The organism is Nocardioides sp. (assembly GCF_041600255.1).
Classification (GTDB): domain Bacteria; phylum Actinomycetota; class Actinomycetes; order Propionibacteriales; family Nocardioidaceae; genus Nocardioides.
Map to the genome: position 1 here is coordinate 1 of NZ_JBFIKK010000079.1, position 15,972 is coordinate 15,972.

A 15,972-nucleotide genomic window follows, 5' to 3' on the forward strand; every position below is an offset into this window, starting at 1 on the left:
GACGACTGGGAAGCCTTCCGCGACGTCCGCCTGCGAGCGCTGAGCGACGCGCCCGACTCGTTCGGCCAGACCCTCGCGGCGTCGGCAGCACAGCCCGACGACGTGTGGCGCGAGCGCGCCCACGCCGGCGGCCCGGTCGTCCTGGCCTTCGCCGAGGGCCGAGCGGTCGCGATGGGAGGACTGCTCCTGCCCGCCGACGCGGCGGCGGGATTCGTGTGGGGGATGTGGGTGGAGCCGGCATGGCGCGGGCAGGGCCTCGCCGGTCGGATGGTCCGGCTGTTGCTGGACCTGGCCGGGAGCGAGGGCCGCCCCGCTCTGCTGCACGTCGCCGAGGGCAACGAGGCCGCCCGTGGCCTGTACGAAAGCCACGGCTTCGTGGCGACGGGCGACTGGCAGCCCCTGCGCGACGGCTCGGACGTCCGCATCGAGACGATGCGCTGGGAGCCGACGCCGCGCTGACCTGCGTCGTCCGCAGCCGGCGGGTGGGCATGATGGATTCATGCAGAGCCACGAGACACGCGAGCAGAAGACCCTGACCATCGGTTCCGGCCTCTGCCTGGCGGCCGGCGTCTGGGCGCTGGGTGGCTTCCTGATCGCCGTGGCCGTCTCGGTCGGGTTGCTCGCCGGCGGGATCGTGGACGGGCTCTTCGGGACCGTGCTGGTCATCGGGGTCGTCCTGGGGGTCGTCCAGGTGGCCCGGGGGCGTCGGACCGGACGCGTCTGTGAGTGAGAACGCCGTCCGCGTCGAGCGCGACGGCCCCGTCACCACCGTGATCCTGGATCGTCCGGGGGCTCGCAACGCCGTCGACGGCCCGACCGCGCGCGCCCTGGTGGCGGCGTTCCGCGCCTTCGACGAGGACGACGAGCAGTCCGTCGCGGTGCTGTCCGGCGGCGGTGGCACCTTCTGCTCCGGCGCCGACCTCAAGGCACTCGGCACCCCGGCCGGCAACGAGGTCACCGAGGACGGCGACGGTCCGATGGGGCCGACCAGGATGCGCCTGGGCAAGCCCGTGATTGCCGCGATCGAGGGGTACGCCGTCGCGGGCGGCCTCGAGCTGGCGCTCTGGTGCGACCTGCGGGTGGCGGCCGAGGACGCGACCTTCGGCGTCTTCTGCCGGCGGTGGGGGGTGCCGCTGATCGACGGCGGCACCGTCCGGCTGCCGCGACTGATCGGCGAGAGCCGGGCGATGGACCTGATCCTGACCGGCCGGGCGGTCGGTGCCGACGAGGCCGAGCGGATCGGGCTGGTCAACCGGGTGGTGGCCACGGGCTCCGCGCGGGCGGCGGCCGAGGCCCTGGCACACCAGCTGGCGGCGCTGCCGCAGACCTGTCTGCGCGGTGATCGTCGCTCGGTGCTGGACCAGTCCGGGCTGAGCGAGCCGGACGCGCTGGGGGTGGAGTACCGACACGGGCTGCGGTCGCTGGCCGGGGAGGCCCTGCCCGGCGCGGCCCGCTTCGCGGCGGGCGCCGGCCGGCACGGTCAGGCCGAGTAGTCAGCGTCGCGGGTCGGCCGACCGCTGGTCGCCCGGCGTGAGGTTGCAGATCGCGACCAGCGTGCCCGGACGGTCCCCGGTGTAGATCTCCCAGCCCTTCTCGAAGCTGACCAGACGAAGCCGCCCGCGCGGCGTACGGATCAGCGCCTGGGGGCCCTTGCTCACGGTGGCCAGGCCGCTGGAGGCACATCGGTTCTGGTGCAGCGCGTTCGCATCCAGGCGGCTGAAGCCGGCCGAGCTGGGCGGGGTCGCCGGGGAGCTGGAGGCGGCCTTGGTTGCGGCGACGACCCCGATGCTCGCGATGAGCGCGAGCAGGGCTCCGAGCAGCATCGCCTTCATCGTCGAGGGGGGACGTGGGGCAGAGGGGTGAGTGGTCACGGCCATCGACATCCTCCTCTCGACCTGGTTCGGGGCGGCCCGTGGTGCGACGGCGACCCTCGGGTCCAACGACACACCGGGGGCTGGGTCACGCCTCAGCGCTCCCCGTCCATGGTGCAGACGGCGATCAGGGTGCCCGGCCGGGCACCGGTGTAGACCGCCCACCCACGCTCGAAGCTGACGTGGCGCAGGCGGCCGTCGGCGGTCCGGACCAGCGCCGTCGCGGGAACCAGTGCGGGGTCCAGACCAGTGGTGGAGCAGCCGTGCTTGCGGATGGCCCGCCGGACGTCGCGGGCGTGGTGCTCGCCCGCGGCGGGTTCGGGCAGGCGGACCGAGCGTCCCGGGGCCTCGCCACCCGAGGTCGAGACGATCCCGAGGCCGAGGGTGAGCGTGAAACAGGCACCCAGCAGCGCAGCCTTCACCACCAGCAAGGTGCGTCGGACGCGGGGCGGGGGCGGGGAGTGCATCGGCTCTCTTCGGGGTCGAGGCCGGCCGAGTCCGTGCCACCAGTGATGACAGGGCAACGAGACGGCGGCCCCGGGGTCACGCCCGGCGGGCCTATGCTCGCGCCGTGACTACCTGGTTCTCCACCCCCGCCGACGTGACCTCCCGACTCGGGCAGGTCGGCTACCTGACCGATGCCGCCACCGCGACCACCGCGTTCCTGGCCGGGGCGCTGGAGAAGCCGCTCCTGGTCGAAGGGCCCGCCGGGGTGGGCAAGACCGAGCTGGCGAAGGCGGTCGCCCGGGCGACGGGCGCCGAGCTGGTCCGGCTGCAGTGCTACGAGGGCCTCGACGAGGCGCGCGCGCTCTACGAGTGGAACTACAAGAAGCAGCTGCTGCGGATCCAGGCCTCCCAGGGCGACGACCGGACCTGGTCGGAGACCCACGACGACATCTTCACCGAGGAGTTCCTGCTCACCCGGCCGCTGCTCTCCGCGATCCGGCGCGAGGAGCCCACCGTGCTGCTGATCGACGAGGTCGACAAGACCGACGTCGAGGTGGAGGGGCTGCTGCTGGAGGTGCTCTCGGACTTCCAGGTGACGATCCCCGAGCTGGGCACGCTGGGCGCCGTACGCCGCCCGTTCGTGGTGCTGACCTCGAACGCGACCCGGGAGCTCTCCGAGGCGGTGAAGCGTCGGTGCCTCTACCTGCACCTGGACTATCCGGACGCCGAGCGGGAGCGGGAGATCGTCAGCTCCCAGGTGCCCGAGCTCGACGCCAAGGTGGCCGGGCAGCTGGTCGCCACGGTGGCCCGACTCCGCGAGCTGGAGCTGAAGAAGGCGCCCTCGATCGCCGAGTCCGTGGACTGGGCGCGCACCCTGATCGCCCTGGAGATCGGCGACCTCGACGAGAAGGCGATCGTGGACACCCTGGGGGTCGTCCTCAAGCACGCCTCCGACCAGGACCGCGCCGTTCGCGAGCTGAGGCTGCGGAGATGACCTCCCGCTCGGGTCTGGTCGACCGCCACATCGCCTTCCTGGAGGCGTTGCGGGGAGCCGGGCTGTCGGTCTCCCTGGCCGAGGACCTGGACGCGATCGCCGGGCTGACCGCGATCGACTGGGACGAGCGCGCCACCGTGCGCGACGTGTACGCCGCCACGCTGGTCAAGCGGCAGTCGCAGCGGGTCACCTTCGACACGCTCTTCGACCTGTACTTCCCGCGGATGGTGGGGGAGGGCGGACGCAGCCTGGCGCCCGAGGAGGGTGCCGAAGGCGAGGCCGGTGAGGCCGGCGAGGTGCGTGACAACGCCGCCGCGCTGACCGCCTTCCGGGCCGAGCTGCTCGAGGCGCTGGTCACCGGCGACGAGGAGGCGCTGGCCGCGCTGGCGGTCGAGGCAGTGGCGCGCTTCGGTGCCATGCCGGGACGCGGCCCGGGGCTCTCGTCGTGGTCGGCCTACACCTCGCTCCAACGGGTCTCGCCCACTCAGCTCACCGACCAGATCCTGGCGGCCCTGATGGCCGAGGGTCGCACCGACACCGAGTCGGCCAGGGCTGCCGGTCGCCGGATCGGCAGCTTCACTCGGATGGTCGAGGACGACGCCCGTCGTCGGATCGCCGAGGAGAAGGGGCCCGACCACCTCGCGAACGTCGCCGTACGCCCCACCATCGACCGGCTCGACTTCACGGCGGCCCGCAAGGCGGACCTGGAGGAGATGCGGCGCGAGATCTACCCGTTGGCCCGGCGTCTGGCCACCCGACTGACCCAGGAGCACCACGCCCAACGGCGCGGACCGCTGGACTTCCGGCGTACCGTCCGGGCGTCGATCTCCACCGGCGGCGTCCCGCTGACCACCCACCACAAGCCGAAGCGGCCGCACCGGACCGAGCTGGTCGTGCTCTGCGACGTCAGCGGCTCGGTCGCCAACTTCGCCCAGTTCACGCTGCTGCTGGTCTTCGCGCTGCGCGAGCAGTTCCAGAAGGTCCGGGCGTTCACCTTCATCGACCACGTCCACGAGGTCACCGACCAGTTCGAGCCCGGCGCCGACGTGGTCGACGTGATGCAGCGGCTGGCTGCCAGCACCGCCCACGCCGCGCTGTGGGGGCGGACCAACTACGGCAGGGCGTTCGCGAAGTTCGCCGAGCTGCACGCCGACGCCATCGGCCCGCGAACCTCGCTGCTGATCCTGGGCGATGCCCGGTCGAACTACAGCGACCTGAACGTGCCGGTGCTGCGCGGGCTGGCCGACAGTGCCCGCCACACCTGGTGGCTCAACCCCGAGCACACCCGGCACTGGGACACCGGGGACTCGGCCGCGCGTGCCTACTCCGAGGTGGTGTCGATGGTGGAGTGCCGCAACCTCACCCAGCTCGGCGAGTTCGTGCACGACATCCTCTAGGGGCGTGGAACGGCGGGCTCGGGTGAGGACGGTCACGAGGGCGTAACCGGGCCCGCTCCCGGGTCGTTGGTCCTGCGGACCCGTACGTCGACGTGCGGGCCCGGCCGTCGAAAGGTGCCCCCATGCCCACCTCAGCCCGCTCCCGCCGCCCGAACCGCAGAACCGTTCGGGTGTTCACGTCGGTGCTGGCCCTGGTGAGCGCTGCGCTGACGACGGGACTGGCGCTGGGCGCCGGCGCTCCCGTGCACGCCTCGGGAGGCGGCGGCCCGAAGGGCGACGACGTACGCCGGGCCGTCTTCGTGGGCAACAACTGGGACGGCACGGCCGACATCCTCGCGCCCGGGTCGTTCAAGCGGCTGGGCCGGATCAACGTGATCCCGGACAAGGACGCGCGGATGCAGGAGATCGCCTCGAGCCCCGACCGGCTCGGCTACTTCCTGGCGATCCGGGAGCTGATCGGCGAGGGCCACGACCAGTTCGTCGACGACATGTACTCCTCCAACGACGGCACCCTGCTCGTCGTCTCCCGACCGTCGTTCGCCGACGTGGTGGCGATCAGCCTCGAGACCAAGGAGATCGTCTGGCGCTTCCCGGTCTCGGGCTACCGCTCGGACCACATGGCGCTGGCCCCCAACGGTCGCCGCGTGGTGGTCAGCGCGTCGACCGGCAACGTCGTGCACGTGCTGCGGGTCAGGGACGGCAAGGAGGTGGGCCAGTTCCCCTCCGGTGGCTCGCCGCACGAGTCGCTCTTCATCGACGGTGGCCGGCGGATCCTGCACGCCAGCATCGGGATGGTCTACAGCCCGCTCGACCGCCCGGAGATGGACCCCACCAAGCAGGAGCGGGTGCTCCAGATCGTCGACGCCCGGAGCCTCGAGGTGCTGCGCCGCTACAACCTGCGCGCCGCTCTCGACGAGCGCGGGATGGACGACCTCAGCACCGCCGTCCGCCCGCTGACGCTCTCGCCGGACGAGAAGACGTTCTACTTCCAGGTCTCCTTCTTCCACGGCTTCATCGCCCTCGACCGGGCCTCGGGCACGATCACCCGGGTGAAGCGGCTGCCGAACCTGGTCAAGGAGATGCACCGCGAGGAGTACCTGCTCGACTCCGCGCACCACGGCATCGCGATGAACCCGAGAGGCAGCAAGATCTGTGTCGCCGGCACGATGTCGGACTACGCGACCGTCGTCGACGCGCGCACGTTCAAGCGCGGGAAGCTGCTCAAGGGCGGCCTGAAGCCCTACTGGGTGACGCCGAGCTGGAACGGACGCAGCTGCTACATCTCGTGGAGCGGCTCGGACACGGTCTCGAAGATCTCCTACCGAACGGGCCGGATCACCCAGACCGTGCCGGTCGGCTACCACCCGCAGCGGGTGCGCAACGGCTTCGTGGCGAAGAGGCTGGTCCGCGGGCTCTGAGTCGGTCCCGACGTCGGGTCGGGAGGCTCAACGATCGGCGACGAACGTCGCCAGCCGAGACAGCGCCTGCTCGATCTCGGCAGTGGGTCCGGCGAAGCTGAGCCGGACGTGACGGTGCCCCTCGACCAGGTCGAAGTCGATGCCGGGCGCGACGCCCACCCCGGTCCTCGCCAGCAGGTCGTGGGCGAAGGTCATGGTGTCGTCGGTCAGGTGGCCGACGTCGGCATGGACGTAGAAGGCCCCGTCGGCCGGGGCCAGCCGGGTGATCCCCAGGTCGGTCAGTCCGTCGAGGAGGAGCGCCCGGTTGTGGGCGTAGCGACGTACGTGAGCGTCGAGCTCGGCGTACGACGCGTCGTCGAACGCGGCGATGGCCGCGTGCTGGGCCAGAGCCGGTGGGCAGATCGTGAAGTTGCCGGCGAGCACGTCGACCGCGCGGCGCAGGTGTTCGGGGGCCAGCATCCAGCCGATCCGCCAGCCGGTCATCGAGAAGTACTTCGAGAACGAGTTGAACACGACCGCGTCGCGGCTGGTCTCCCAGGCGCTGCGGGCCAGGGGCGCGTCGCCGGTCAGTGCGGCGTACTCGATGCCGTGGTAGATCTCGTCGGAGATCAGCTGCACCCGGTGCTCCTCGCACCAGGTGGCGAGGGCGGCGAGCTCGGCGGGCAGCAGCATCGTGCCGGTGGGGTTGGCCGGGCTGGCGACGACGAGACCGCTCAGGCCGCCGGGGGTGGCGTCGTGCAGGGCGTCGAGCTGGGTCACGGTCGGCTGGAACCGGGTGTCGGGGCCGGTGCCGATCTCGACGACCTGGCAGCCCAGGGCGGTGAGCACGTTGCGGTAGCAGGGGTAGCCGGGCCGGGCCATCGCCACCCGGTCGCCGGCCTCGAAGGCGGCGAGGAAGGCGAGCAGGAAGCCGCCGCTGGAGCCGGTGGTGACGATGACGTCGTCGGGGTGGACGTCGAGACCGTGGGTGCGCCGGTGGTGCCCGGCGATGGCCTGGCGCAGCTCGAGGATGCCGGTGGCGGGGGTGTAACCGAGGGGGTCGGGGGAGTTGAGGAGCCGGATCGCCTCGTCCCTGACCGGTTGCGGGGCGCCGGTGCTGGGCTGACCGGCGAGCAGGTTGAGCAGGTCGCCGTGGGTGCGCTGGCGGGTGGCGCCTGCCGCGAGCAGGTCCATCACGTGGAAGGGCGGCACGTTGGCCCGGCTGGCCACGCGGTACCTGTCGCTCACGCGGTCGACCCTACCGACGTCGTACGCCGTGGGGTGGGGTCGCGGCAGTAAGCGGCTGTCGGGGGCTCACCCAGGAAACCCGCACTTCACCCGGGGAGTTCTCTGGGTGAAGTGAGCAATTCACTGGTTAACCAGTGAAACCCGCGGCATGCGCCCCCGCCCGCCGGCCGAAGAACGACCCCTCCCCGAGCTGCGTGCCGGAGCAGTACCCCTTGCCGTCCTGGGCGATGTTGGACGCGCACGCGCCGGCCGCGTACAACCCCCGGATCGCCGACCCGTCGGCGCGCAGCACCTCGCCGTCGACCGAGGTCCGCATGCCGCCGAGCGTGAAGCCGGCGTACAGCGCATGCCCCAGCCGCAGGTCGAAGACCGCCCACGGGCCCGTGTCCTGGACCGCCAACCACTCCGGCCCCTTGTGGAAGTCCGGGTCCTCGCCGCGGGCGGCGAACTCGTTGTAGCGCTCCAGGCTCGCCCGGACCGACCCGGCCGGGAACCCGAGCGCGGACTCCAGCTCATCCAGGCTCTCGTAGCCGTCGATCAGCGGCACCAGCGGCATCTGCGGGTACTCGACGTGCGCAGAGTCGACGATCAGGTACGCCGCCGAGTCGGGCTGCTCCATCACGAACTGGCTGGTGCGCGAGTGGTAGGAGTCCTCGGCCACGAACCGCTCCCCGAGCTGGTTCACGACGATCCCGGTCAGCAGGATCGACGGCGGGTACATCGGCGCGGTGATGAACGGTTCGTCCATGTGCTTGAGCTCGGCGCCGACCGAGACCCCGAGCCGGATCCCCAGCCCGTCGTCGTACGTCGAGCCCAGCGTGAAGAGCTTGGACCCCAGTGCCGGGGTGTGTTCGGCGACCATGTCGGCGTTCATCACGAAGCCGCCCGCGGCGATCACCACCGCCCCCGCGCGGACCAGCCCCGACTCGGCGAAGCGGCGCCAGGCCAGCCCCACCACCGCGCCGGCGTCGTCGGTGACCAACTGGGTGGCGCCGGTCTCGTAGCGGACCTCGACGCCCGCCTTCTCGACCTGCTCGCGGAGCAGGTCCATCACCAGCTTCGTGCCCTCGGTGTCGCCGGCGACCGGGACCTTGTGCCCACGCGGGGCCGGTGCCGCCTGCTCCTTGAAGGGCCAGACCTTCTCGTTCCCGGTGTACATCAGGCCCTGGGTGCCGGGCTGGATGACGGCCTTCTCGGGGTAGTAGGACCGCTCGAACTCGAAGCCCAGCGACTCGATCCAGTCGAAGTGCTCCACCGAGCCTTCGCAGTAGGCGCGGATCTTGTCGTGCTCGGGCTCCTTGGAGGTGGCGACGAGGTAGTCGTACATCGCCTCGACCGAGTCGTCGTGGCCGGTGGCCTGCTGTACGGCTGTGCCGCCGCCGAGGTAGAAGTGGCCGCCGGACATGCTCGAGGTCCCGCCGTGCACGGCCGCGCGCTCCAGCAGCAGCACCCGGGCGCCGTTGCGGGCTGCCTCCAGGGCTGCGCAGCCGCCGGCGATCCCGAAGCCGACCACGACGACGTCGAAGCTCTCGGTCCGGTCGGTGAACGCCGAGGCCGGCAGCGTCTCGGGGATCGCGGTGCCCTTCTTCGCTCCGTCGGGGGCGGTGGCTGCAGCGGTGCTGGCGTCGTCCATGGCCCGAGGGTAGTTCCGCGCGGGAACTAGAACAAGTTCCAGTTTCACCCTTCGCGCCCGTGGTCCCAGCCAGTGAACGCACCACGCAGGCGCGCGGGCGTCGCCGCCGACGTGGATAGACTGCGGACCCGCCGACCCCAGCTGCGCGAGGTGTTCAGTGACGTTCGACGTCCACCAGCTCGACGCGGTCGTGCTGGTCGGCTCGGCGGTCACCTTCCTGGCCATTCTGGCGGTGCGGCTCTCCTCCCGCGCCGGCCTGCCCAGCCTGATGATCTACCTGCTGATGGGCGTCGCCCTGGGTGAGGCAGGCGCCGGGATCAGCTTCGAGGACCCCGCGGTGGCGCACGCCCTGGGCTTCGGGGCCCTGGCGGTGATCCTCGCCGAGGGTGGACTGACCACGAACTGGCGCGAGGTTCGCTCCTCGATGCGCCTGGGCGTCTCGCTGGCCACCATCGGCATCGCGGTCTCGGTGGTCGTGGTCGCGGTCGTCGCGCACTACCTGCTGGGACTGCCCTGGGAGCTCGCGATCCTGCTGGGCGCGGTCACCTCGCCCACCGACGCCGCCGCGGTCTTCTCCGTCCTGCGGGTGGTCCCGCTGCCGCGTCGGCTGACCGGCGCGCTCGAGGCCGAGTCCGGGCTCAACGACGCTCCCACCGTCGTGCTGGTCACGCTGATCTCCTCCGGCGCCGCCGCCGAGAGCGGCGTCCTCGGCACCGGCGCGATCATGCTCTTCGAGCTCGTGGTGGGCGTCCTGGTCGGCCTCGCCGGTGGCTTCGCCGGCGCCTGGGTGATGCGGCGCGCCGCCCTGCCGTCCTCGGGTCTGTACCCCCTGGCCGTGCTCACCCTGGCGTTCCTGGCGTACGGCGCGTCCTCGGCGTTGCACGCCTCCGGCTTCGCCGCCGTGTACGTCGCCGCCCTGGTCCTCGGCAACTCCGAGCTGCCGCACCGGGCCGCCACCCGCTCCTTCGCCGAGGGTGTCGCGGTGCTGGCCCAGATCGGGCTCTTCGTGATGCTCGGCCTGCTGCTCTCGCCCGGGCGGATCACGCTGGAGACGGTCGGGCTCGCTCTCGTCGCCGGCCTGGTCCTCACCTTCCTGGCGCGGCCGCTCTCGGTGCTGGTCAGCTCGGTCGTGCAACCGATGCCGTTGCGGGAGATGGCGTTCATGTCGTGGGCGGGTCTGCGTGGCGCGGTGCCGATCGTGCTCGCCACCATCCCGCTCGCGGCCGGCGTCGAGGAGTCCCAGCGGCTCTTCGACCTGGTCTTCGTGATGGTCGTCGTCTACACCCTGCTCACCGGGCCGACGCTGCCGATGGTGGCGCGGGTCCTGCGGGTGGCCCGGCGCTCGGAGCCGCGCGGGCTGGAGATCGAGGCCGCACCGCTGGAGCGGATCGACGCCGACCTGCTCCAGGTCACGATCAGCCCGGTCTCGCGGATGCACGGCGTCGAGGTCGGGGAGCTGCGGCTGCCGCCGGGGGCATCGGTCTCGATGGTGATCCGGGGCGGGGAGACGCTGGTGCCGGAGCGTCGTACCGTCCTGCGGCACGGGGACGACCTGCTCGTCGTCACCCCACGGCAGGTCCGCGAGAAGACCGAGTCACGGTTGCGGCACGTCAGCCGCGGTGGTCGGCTGGCGGAGTGGCTGGGTCCCGGGCGCGGCACGAGCTGACCCGCGGGGCGTCTCGGCTCAGCGGTTGGCGGTCGCCGGCGGGATGCACAGCGTGGTGTCCTGCTTGACCGTGACCGACTCCTTGCCCGGGCGCAGCGTCTCGAACTCGTCGCCCACGACCACGGTGATGCCGAGCTCGAAACCGCTGTCGAGGTCGACCACCGGGGTGCCCTTCGGCAGTCGGCTCTTCACCAGCCGGACCGCCGGGTCGGACTTGTCGGCCGCCCAGACCTGGGCCGACTTCACGTCCACGTCCATATCGTCCGGGGTGTTGTCGCGCTCGCCGGCCACGAACTCCTGGTCGCTGAAGAGCTGCTGCGTACGGCCGGCCAGCCCCTCGCGGCGCCCGGCGTTCAGGACGTTCACCACCACCTGGTCGGGGTAGATCTTCTCGCCCTCGCGGACCGCGGTGTCGGTGCAGATCTTGGTCTCCGGCGCCTTCGGCAGCGGGGCGGTCACCTGCGACCAGCCCCACATGACCGCGCCCAGCAGCAGCACGACCAGGGCGGTCAGCGTCGCGGCGGTCCGCGCTCCGTCGCGCATCAGCTGGCCACGGCCAGGACGCGGGCGTGCAGCACGTGCCGCTGCTGGAGGGCTGCTCGCAGGGCGCGGTGCAGGCCGTCCTCGAGGTAGTACTCGCCGTGCCACTCCACGACGTGGGCGAACAGGTCGCCGTAGAACGTGGAGTCCTCGTCGAGCAGGGCGGCGAGCTGCAGGGTGTCCTTGGTGGTCACCAGCTCGTCCAGCCGGACCTGGCGCGGCGGGACGGCGGCCCAGGCACGGGACGAGAGCCCGTGGTCGGGGTACGGGCGGCCGTCGCCCACGCGCTTGAAGATCACGCAGGCGACTATAACGAGGCGTCCTCGTGACTAGGGTGCTGAGCATGACTGAGACGCCGGGGGAGCCCATGTCGGAGGAGAACGCGATCGCGACGGAGGTGCGACCCGGCTACGAGTTCGACGGCCCGGCGCTCGAGCTGGGTGGTCTGATGGTCGACGCCACCGAGCTCTCCGACGTACGGATCCGGATCCCGCTGTCGATGGTGAACCGGCACGGTCTGGTTGCCGGCGCCACCGGCACCGGCAAGACCAAGACCCTGCAGTTGCTGGCCGAACAGCTCAGCAGCAGCGGCGTCCCGGTCTTCGCCGCGGACATCAAGGGCGACCTCTCCGGGCTCAGCGTGCCGGGCACGCCCCACGAGAAGATCGACGCCCGCGCCGCCTCCGTCGGGCAGGAGTGGGCGGCCACCGGCTTCCCCGTGGAGTTCTACGCCCTCGGCGGTGAGGGCATCGGGATCCCGCTGCGGGTCACGATGACGGCGTTCGGGCCGACCCTGCTGAGCAAGGTGCTCGGCCTCAACGACACCCAGGAGTCCAGCCTCGGCCTGGTCTTCCACTACGCCGACCGGGCCGGGCTGCCGCTGCTCGACCTGGCCGACCTGCGTGCCGTCGTGCACTTCCTGGTCAGCGACGAGGGCAAGGACGAGCTCAAGGCGCTCGGTGGGCTGGCCGCCTCGACCGCGGGCGTGATCCTGCGGGAGCTGATCACCTTCCAGGCCCAGGGCGCGGACGCGTTCTTCGGGGAGCCGGAGTTCGAGTCGTCGGACTTCCTGCAGGTCACCCCGGACGGCAAGGGGCTGATCAGCCTGGTCGAGCTGCCGAACCTGCAGGACCGGCCGGCGATCTTCTCGACGTTCCTGATGTGGCTGCTGGCCGACCTCTTCCACGACCTTCCCGAGGTCGGCGACATCGACCGGCCCAAGCTGGTCTTCTTCTTCGACGAGGCGCACCTGCTCTTCAACGACGCCTCGAAGGCGTTCCTCGACCAGATCGCCCAGACCGTGCGGCTGATCCGCTCCAAGGGCGTGGGGGTCTTCTTCGTGACCCAGACGCCCACCGACGTACCGGACGCCGTACTCGCGCAGCTGGGCTCACGGGTCCAGCACCAGCTCCGGGCGCACACGCCGAACGACGCCAAGGCGCTCAAGTCCACGGTGAACACCTACCCGACCTCGTCGTACGAGGACCTGGGCGAGGTGATCACCGGCCTCGGCATCGGTGAGGCCGTCGTGACCGTGATGAACGAGCGGGGCGCGCCCACGCCGGTCGCCTGGACGAAGCTGCGTGCCCCGGAGTCGTTGATGGGGCCCGCCGACCCGGCGGCGATGCAGGCGGTCGTCACCGCCAGCCCGCGCTACGCGAAGTACGCCGAACCGATCGACCGGGAGTCGGCCCACGAGAAGTTGGCGGCCAAGCTGGAGACCGGCTCCGCCAAGCAGGCCGAGGAGGTCGAGGAGCCGGCGAAGGAGGCCAAGAAGATCCCGGTGCCGAAGACGTCGAAGGCGCCGAGCCAGAAGGACGAAGGGGGGCTCGTGCACGACGTGGTCAGCTCCGGAGCCTTCAAGGACTTCATGCGGACCGCGGCGCGGGAGATCGCCCGGGGGATGTTCAAGACCGGTCGCCGTTGACGAGAACGTGTTCTAGATTGCTCGGGTGGACGACATCGAGCAGATCTGTCAGCTGAAGTACCGCTACCTGCGCACCCTGGACACCAAGCAGTGGGACGACTTCGAGGCCTGCTTCCTGCCCGAGGTCACTGCCGACTACAACGGACTGGTCTTCGCGGACCGGGCCGCGCTGGTCTCGTACATGCGGGAGAACCTCGGGCCCGGGCTGATCACGATGCACCACGTGCACCACCCCGAGATCACCGTCGACGGCGACTCCGCCACGGGACGCTGGTACCTGCACGACAAGGTGATCGTCGAGGAGTTCCGCTTCATGCTCGAGGGGGCGGCCTTCTACGAGGACCGGTACGTCCGCACGCCGGAGGGGTGGCGGGTCTCGCACACCGGCTACGCGCGGACGTTCGAGGCGTCGTACTCGCTCGACGACCTGCCCAGCTTCAAGCTCACCGGCCCGACAGTGGCGGACGCGGCCAGGAAATGACGAACGGCGCCGACCCGTGGGTCAGCGCCGTTCCGTGGCGGAGGATAGGGGATTCGAACCCCTGAGGGCTTTCACACCCAACCCGCTTTCCAAGCGAGCGCCATAGGCCACTAGGCGAATCCTCCGCGCAGGAGCATACGGGTCGGGTCGCGGCGACGTGAAATCCCCCTCGGTGCCCTGCTCGGGGGCGGGCGGCGGCCCCGTCTTTTGTGGAGCCGGTGTCCCTCACCTAGACTTCCCGCCAACCCCCCGTGTGGCGGCATCTTGCCCAACTCCCCCAGGGCCGGAAGGCAGCAAGGGTAAGCGAGCTCTGTCGGGTGCGCGGGGGGCCTTTTCATGCCCACCTGCCAGTTGTGGTTGGCCCAGAGCGGTCGACCTGCCAGTTGTGGTTCCGCCGCTGCAACCACAAGTGGCAGGTCAGCGCCTGCTGGGCAACCACAAGTGGCAGGTCGGCAACGCCGCGGTTCCGCCTGTCGGCGGGGGTCGTTAGGGTTCAGGCGTGGAGTCACCCCTCGCGTTGTATCGCCGCTACCGGCCCGAGACGTTCGCCGAGGTCATCGGTCAGGATCACGTCACGGCGCCGCTGCGCGCCGCGCTCGCGAACAACCGGGTCAACCACGCCTACCTCTTCTCCGGCCCGCGCGGCTGCGGCAAGACCACGTCGGCCCGGATCCTCGCCCGGACGCTGAACTGCGACCAGGCCCCGGTGGCCGACCCGTGCGGGGAGTGCGACAGCTGTCGCGACCTGGCGCGCGGTGGCCCGGGCTCCATCGACGTCATCGAGATCGACGCCGCCTCGCACGGCGGTGTGGACGACGCCCGCGACCTGCGCGAGAAGGCGTTCTTCGCGCCGGTGCGCAGCCGGTACAAGGTCTACATCATCGACGAGGCGCACATGGTGACCACGCAGGGCTTCAATGCCCTGCTGAAGCTGGTCGAGGAGCCGCCGCCCCACCTTCGGTTCATCTTCGCCACCACCGAGCCGGACAAGGTGCTGCCGACGATCCGTTCGCGGACCCATCACTACCCGTTCCGGCTGATCCCGCCGCGACTGCTCTCGTCGTACCTCTCCGAGCTGTGCGCGAAGGAGAACGTCGCCATCGAGCCGGCCGCCATCCCGCTGGTCGTCCGGGCCGGTGCGGGGTCCGCCCGTGACACCCTCTCCGTCCTCGACCAGCTCCTCGGCGGCAGCGGGGAGGAGGGCGTCACCCACGCGCTGGCCACCGGCCTGCTCGGCTACACCCCCGACACCCTGCTCGACGAGGTCGTCGACGCCTTCGCCGCGGCCGACGGTGCGGCCGTTTTCGGGGTCGTCGACAAGGTGATCGAGACCGGGCAGGACCCCCGCCGCTTCACCGAGGACCTGCTGCGACGCCTGCGCGACCTCGTGATCGTGGACGCGGTCCCGGACGCCCCGGCCACCGGCCTGATCGACTGCTCGCAGGACCAGGGCGAGCGCCTCGTCGCGCAGGCGGCTCGATTCGGCTCCTCCGAGCTGAGCCGCGCGGCCGACCTGATCGCCACCGGTCTCACCGAGATGCGCGGTGCCACCGCTCCGCGCCTGCTGCTCGAGCTGATCTGTGCCCGGGTGCTGCTGCCCGGTGCCGACCACGCCACCGACGGCGTGCTCGCCCGGCTCGACCGGCTCGAGCGTCGTGCCGCGATCACCGGAGCGCCGACGGCCCAGCCGGTCGCGACCGCTCCGCCGGCCCAGGATCGGCCGGCAGCCACGCCCGAGCCCACACCCGAGCCCCCGCAGCGGGTCGCCCCGGCTGCCGTGGCGCCCGCCCCGGCAGCGGCTCAGGAGTCGGCTCCCGTGCAGGCTCCCGTGCCGACGCCCGCCCCGACGCCCGCCCCAGCGGCGGCCCAGGAGTCGACGCCCGCCCCGGCAGCGGCCGCTCCCGAGCCGGCACCGCAGGCGCCCTCCGAGCCGGGTGCCGCCGGCGGCCTCTCCCTGGTCGAGGTACGCCGGCTCTGGCCCGACATCGTCGACGCCACCAAGCTGCGCCGCCGGGTGACCTGGATGCACCTGACCCAGAACTGCCAGGTCGTCGCGGTGGAGGGCAAGGTCCTCACCCTCGGCTTCAGCAACGCCGGCGCCCGCGACTCCTTCGACAACGGCGGCAGTGCCGAGATCGTCCGGCAGGCAGCGATCGACGTGGTCGGCGCCGACTGGCGGATCGAGACGATCGTCGACCCGGGGGCCCAGGCTGACGTCCCGGCTCCCCGCGAGGTCGCCCCGGCAGCCCCTGCGCCGCAGGATTCCGCTCCGGCCGCTGCGCCGCTCGCCCCTCCGAGCTCGAGCGAAGCACCGCCGGCCTGGGCCGACGCCGACGACGCACCTCCGCCCGCCCCCGCTGCACCCGCCCCC

At 71.6% G+C, this 15,972-nt stretch carries 16 protein-coding genes, 1 tRNA gene and 1 other RNA gene; 11 read left to right on the plus strand and 7 right to left on the minus strand.

Features of this window, described 5'->3' with window-relative positions; translation table 11 throughout:
- The 3 genes from ABZE72_RS10575 to ABZE72_RS10585 form a co-directional block, all read left to right on the plus strand.
- Positions 1-459: GNAT family N-acetyltransferase (locus ABZE72_RS10575; protein ID WP_372728988.1), on the plus strand; the 459-nt coding region annotated here is incomplete at its 5' end.
- A gap of 40 nt (positions 460-499) precedes the next feature.
- Positions 500-730 carry a hypothetical protein gene (locus tag ABZE72_RS10580; protein WP_372728989.1) on the plus strand — a complete coding sequence of 77 codons (231 nt, stop codon included), beginning with the start codon at positions 500-502 and terminating at the stop codon, positions 728-730.
- Positions 723-1,493, plus strand: a complete 771-nt coding sequence (locus ABZE72_RS10585; RefSeq protein WP_372728990.1) for a crotonase/enoyl-CoA hydratase family protein — start codon at positions 723-725, stop codon at positions 1,491-1,493. The genes ABZE72_RS10580 and ABZE72_RS10585 overlap by 8 nt, the downstream gene beginning before the upstream one ends.
- Here the strand turns inward: ABZE72_RS10585 and ABZE72_RS10590 are convergent, their stop codons facing one another.
- A complete protein-coding gene (locus tag ABZE72_RS10590) occupies positions 1,494-1,877 on the minus strand; it encodes a hypothetical protein (protein ID WP_372728991.1) in 384 nt (127 codons plus the stop codon).
- Between the two features lie 89 nt (positions 1,878-1,966).
- Positions 1,967-2,338, minus strand: a complete 372-nt coding sequence (locus ABZE72_RS10595) for a hypothetical protein (protein ID WP_372728992.1) — start codon at positions 2,336-2,338, stop codon at positions 1,967-1,969.
- 104 nt (positions 2,339-2,442) lie between these two features.
- Between ABZE72_RS10595 and ABZE72_RS10600 the strand changes: the two genes are divergently transcribed.
- The 3 genes from ABZE72_RS10600 (at position 2,443) to ABZE72_RS10610 (ending at position 6,127) form a co-directional block, all read left to right on the plus strand.
- The gene (locus ABZE72_RS10600; RefSeq protein ID WP_372728993.1) at positions 2,443-3,312 is read left to right on the plus strand and encodes an AAA family ATPase; all 870 of its coding nucleotides are present in this window, start codon (positions 2,443-2,445) and stop codon (positions 3,310-3,312) included.
- Entirely contained in the window at positions 3,309-4,709 is a 1,401-nt protein-coding gene (locus ABZE72_RS10605; protein WP_372728994.1) for a VWA domain-containing protein, read from the plus strand. Before ABZE72_RS10600 ends, ABZE72_RS10605 begins: the two co-directional genes overlap by 4 nt.
- Before the next feature lie 170 nt (positions 4,710-4,879).
- A complete protein-coding gene (locus ABZE72_RS10610; RefSeq protein ID WP_372728995.1) occupies positions 4,880-6,127 on the plus strand; it encodes a YncE family protein in 1,248 nt (415 codons plus the stop codon).
- Positions 6,128-6,154: 27 nt separating this feature from the next.
- Here the strand turns inward: ABZE72_RS10610 and ABZE72_RS10615 are convergent, their stop codons facing one another.
- Positions 6,155-7,354: an aminotransferase class I/II-fold pyridoxal phosphate-dependent enzyme gene (locus ABZE72_RS10615; RefSeq protein WP_372728996.1), complete on the minus strand. Its 1,200-nt coding sequence runs from the start codon at positions 7,352-7,354 to the stop codon at positions 6,155-6,157.
- A 127-nt stretch (positions 7,355-7,481) separates the two neighbouring features.
- Positions 7,482-8,987, minus strand: coding sequence for an FAD-binding protein (locus ABZE72_RS10620; RefSeq protein WP_372728997.1), 1,506 nt, complete (start codon positions 8,985-8,987; stop codon positions 7,482-7,484).
- A 157-nt stretch (positions 8,988-9,144) separates the two neighbouring features.
- On the opposite strand from ABZE72_RS10620, the gene ABZE72_RS10625 reads away from it, so the two are divergent.
- On the plus strand, positions 9,145-10,653 hold the full coding sequence (locus ABZE72_RS10625; RefSeq protein ID WP_372728998.1) for a potassium/proton antiporter: 1,509 nt from the start codon (positions 9,145-9,147) through the stop codon (positions 10,651-10,653).
- A gap of 18 nt (positions 10,654-10,671) precedes the next feature.
- Here the strand turns inward: ABZE72_RS10625 and ABZE72_RS10630 are convergent, their stop codons facing one another.
- Both ABZE72_RS10630 and ABZE72_RS10635 read right to left on the minus strand, forming a co-directional pair.
- A complete protein-coding gene (locus ABZE72_RS10630) occupies positions 10,672-11,196 on the minus strand; it encodes a LytR C-terminal domain-containing protein (protein ID WP_372728999.1) in 525 nt (174 codons plus the stop codon).
- Positions 11,196-11,492 carry a type II toxin-antitoxin system VapB family antitoxin gene (locus ABZE72_RS10635; protein ID WP_372729000.1) on the minus strand — a complete coding sequence of 99 codons (297 nt, stop codon included), beginning with the start codon at positions 11,490-11,492 and terminating at the stop codon, positions 11,196-11,198. The genes ABZE72_RS10630 and ABZE72_RS10635 overlap by 1 nt, the downstream gene beginning before the upstream one ends.
- A gap of 44 nt (positions 11,493-11,536) precedes the next feature.
- On the opposite strand from ABZE72_RS10635, the gene ABZE72_RS10640 reads away from it, so the two are divergent.
- Both ABZE72_RS10640 and ABZE72_RS10645 read left to right on the plus strand, forming a co-directional pair.
- Positions 11,537-13,120 carry a helicase HerA-like domain-containing protein gene (locus ABZE72_RS10640; RefSeq protein ID WP_372729001.1) on the plus strand — a complete coding sequence of 528 codons (1,584 nt, stop codon included), beginning with the start codon at positions 11,537-11,539 and terminating at the stop codon, positions 13,118-13,120.
- Positions 13,121-13,145: 25 nt separating this feature from the next.
- Positions 13,146-13,601: a nuclear transport factor 2 family protein gene (locus ABZE72_RS10645; RefSeq protein ID WP_372729002.1), complete on the plus strand. Its 456-nt coding sequence runs from the start codon at positions 13,146-13,148 to the stop codon at positions 13,599-13,601.
- A gap of 35 nt (positions 13,602-13,636) precedes the next feature.
- Here ABZE72_RS10645 and ABZE72_RS10650 read toward each other — a convergent pair.
- Positions 13,637-13,726: transfer RNA gene (locus tag ABZE72_RS10650), tRNA-Ser, on the minus strand.
- A 118-nt stretch (positions 13,727-13,844) separates the two neighbouring features.
- On the opposite strand from ABZE72_RS10650, the gene ffs reads away from it, so the two are divergent.
- Positions 13,845-13,935, plus strand: an RNA gene (ffs, locus tag ABZE72_RS10655) — signal recognition particle sRNA small type.
- A gap of 165 nt (positions 13,936-14,100) precedes the next feature.
- The coding region (locus tag ABZE72_RS10660; protein WP_372729003.1) for a DNA polymerase III subunit gamma and tau at positions 14,101-15,972 on the plus strand (1,872 nt) is incomplete at its 3' end.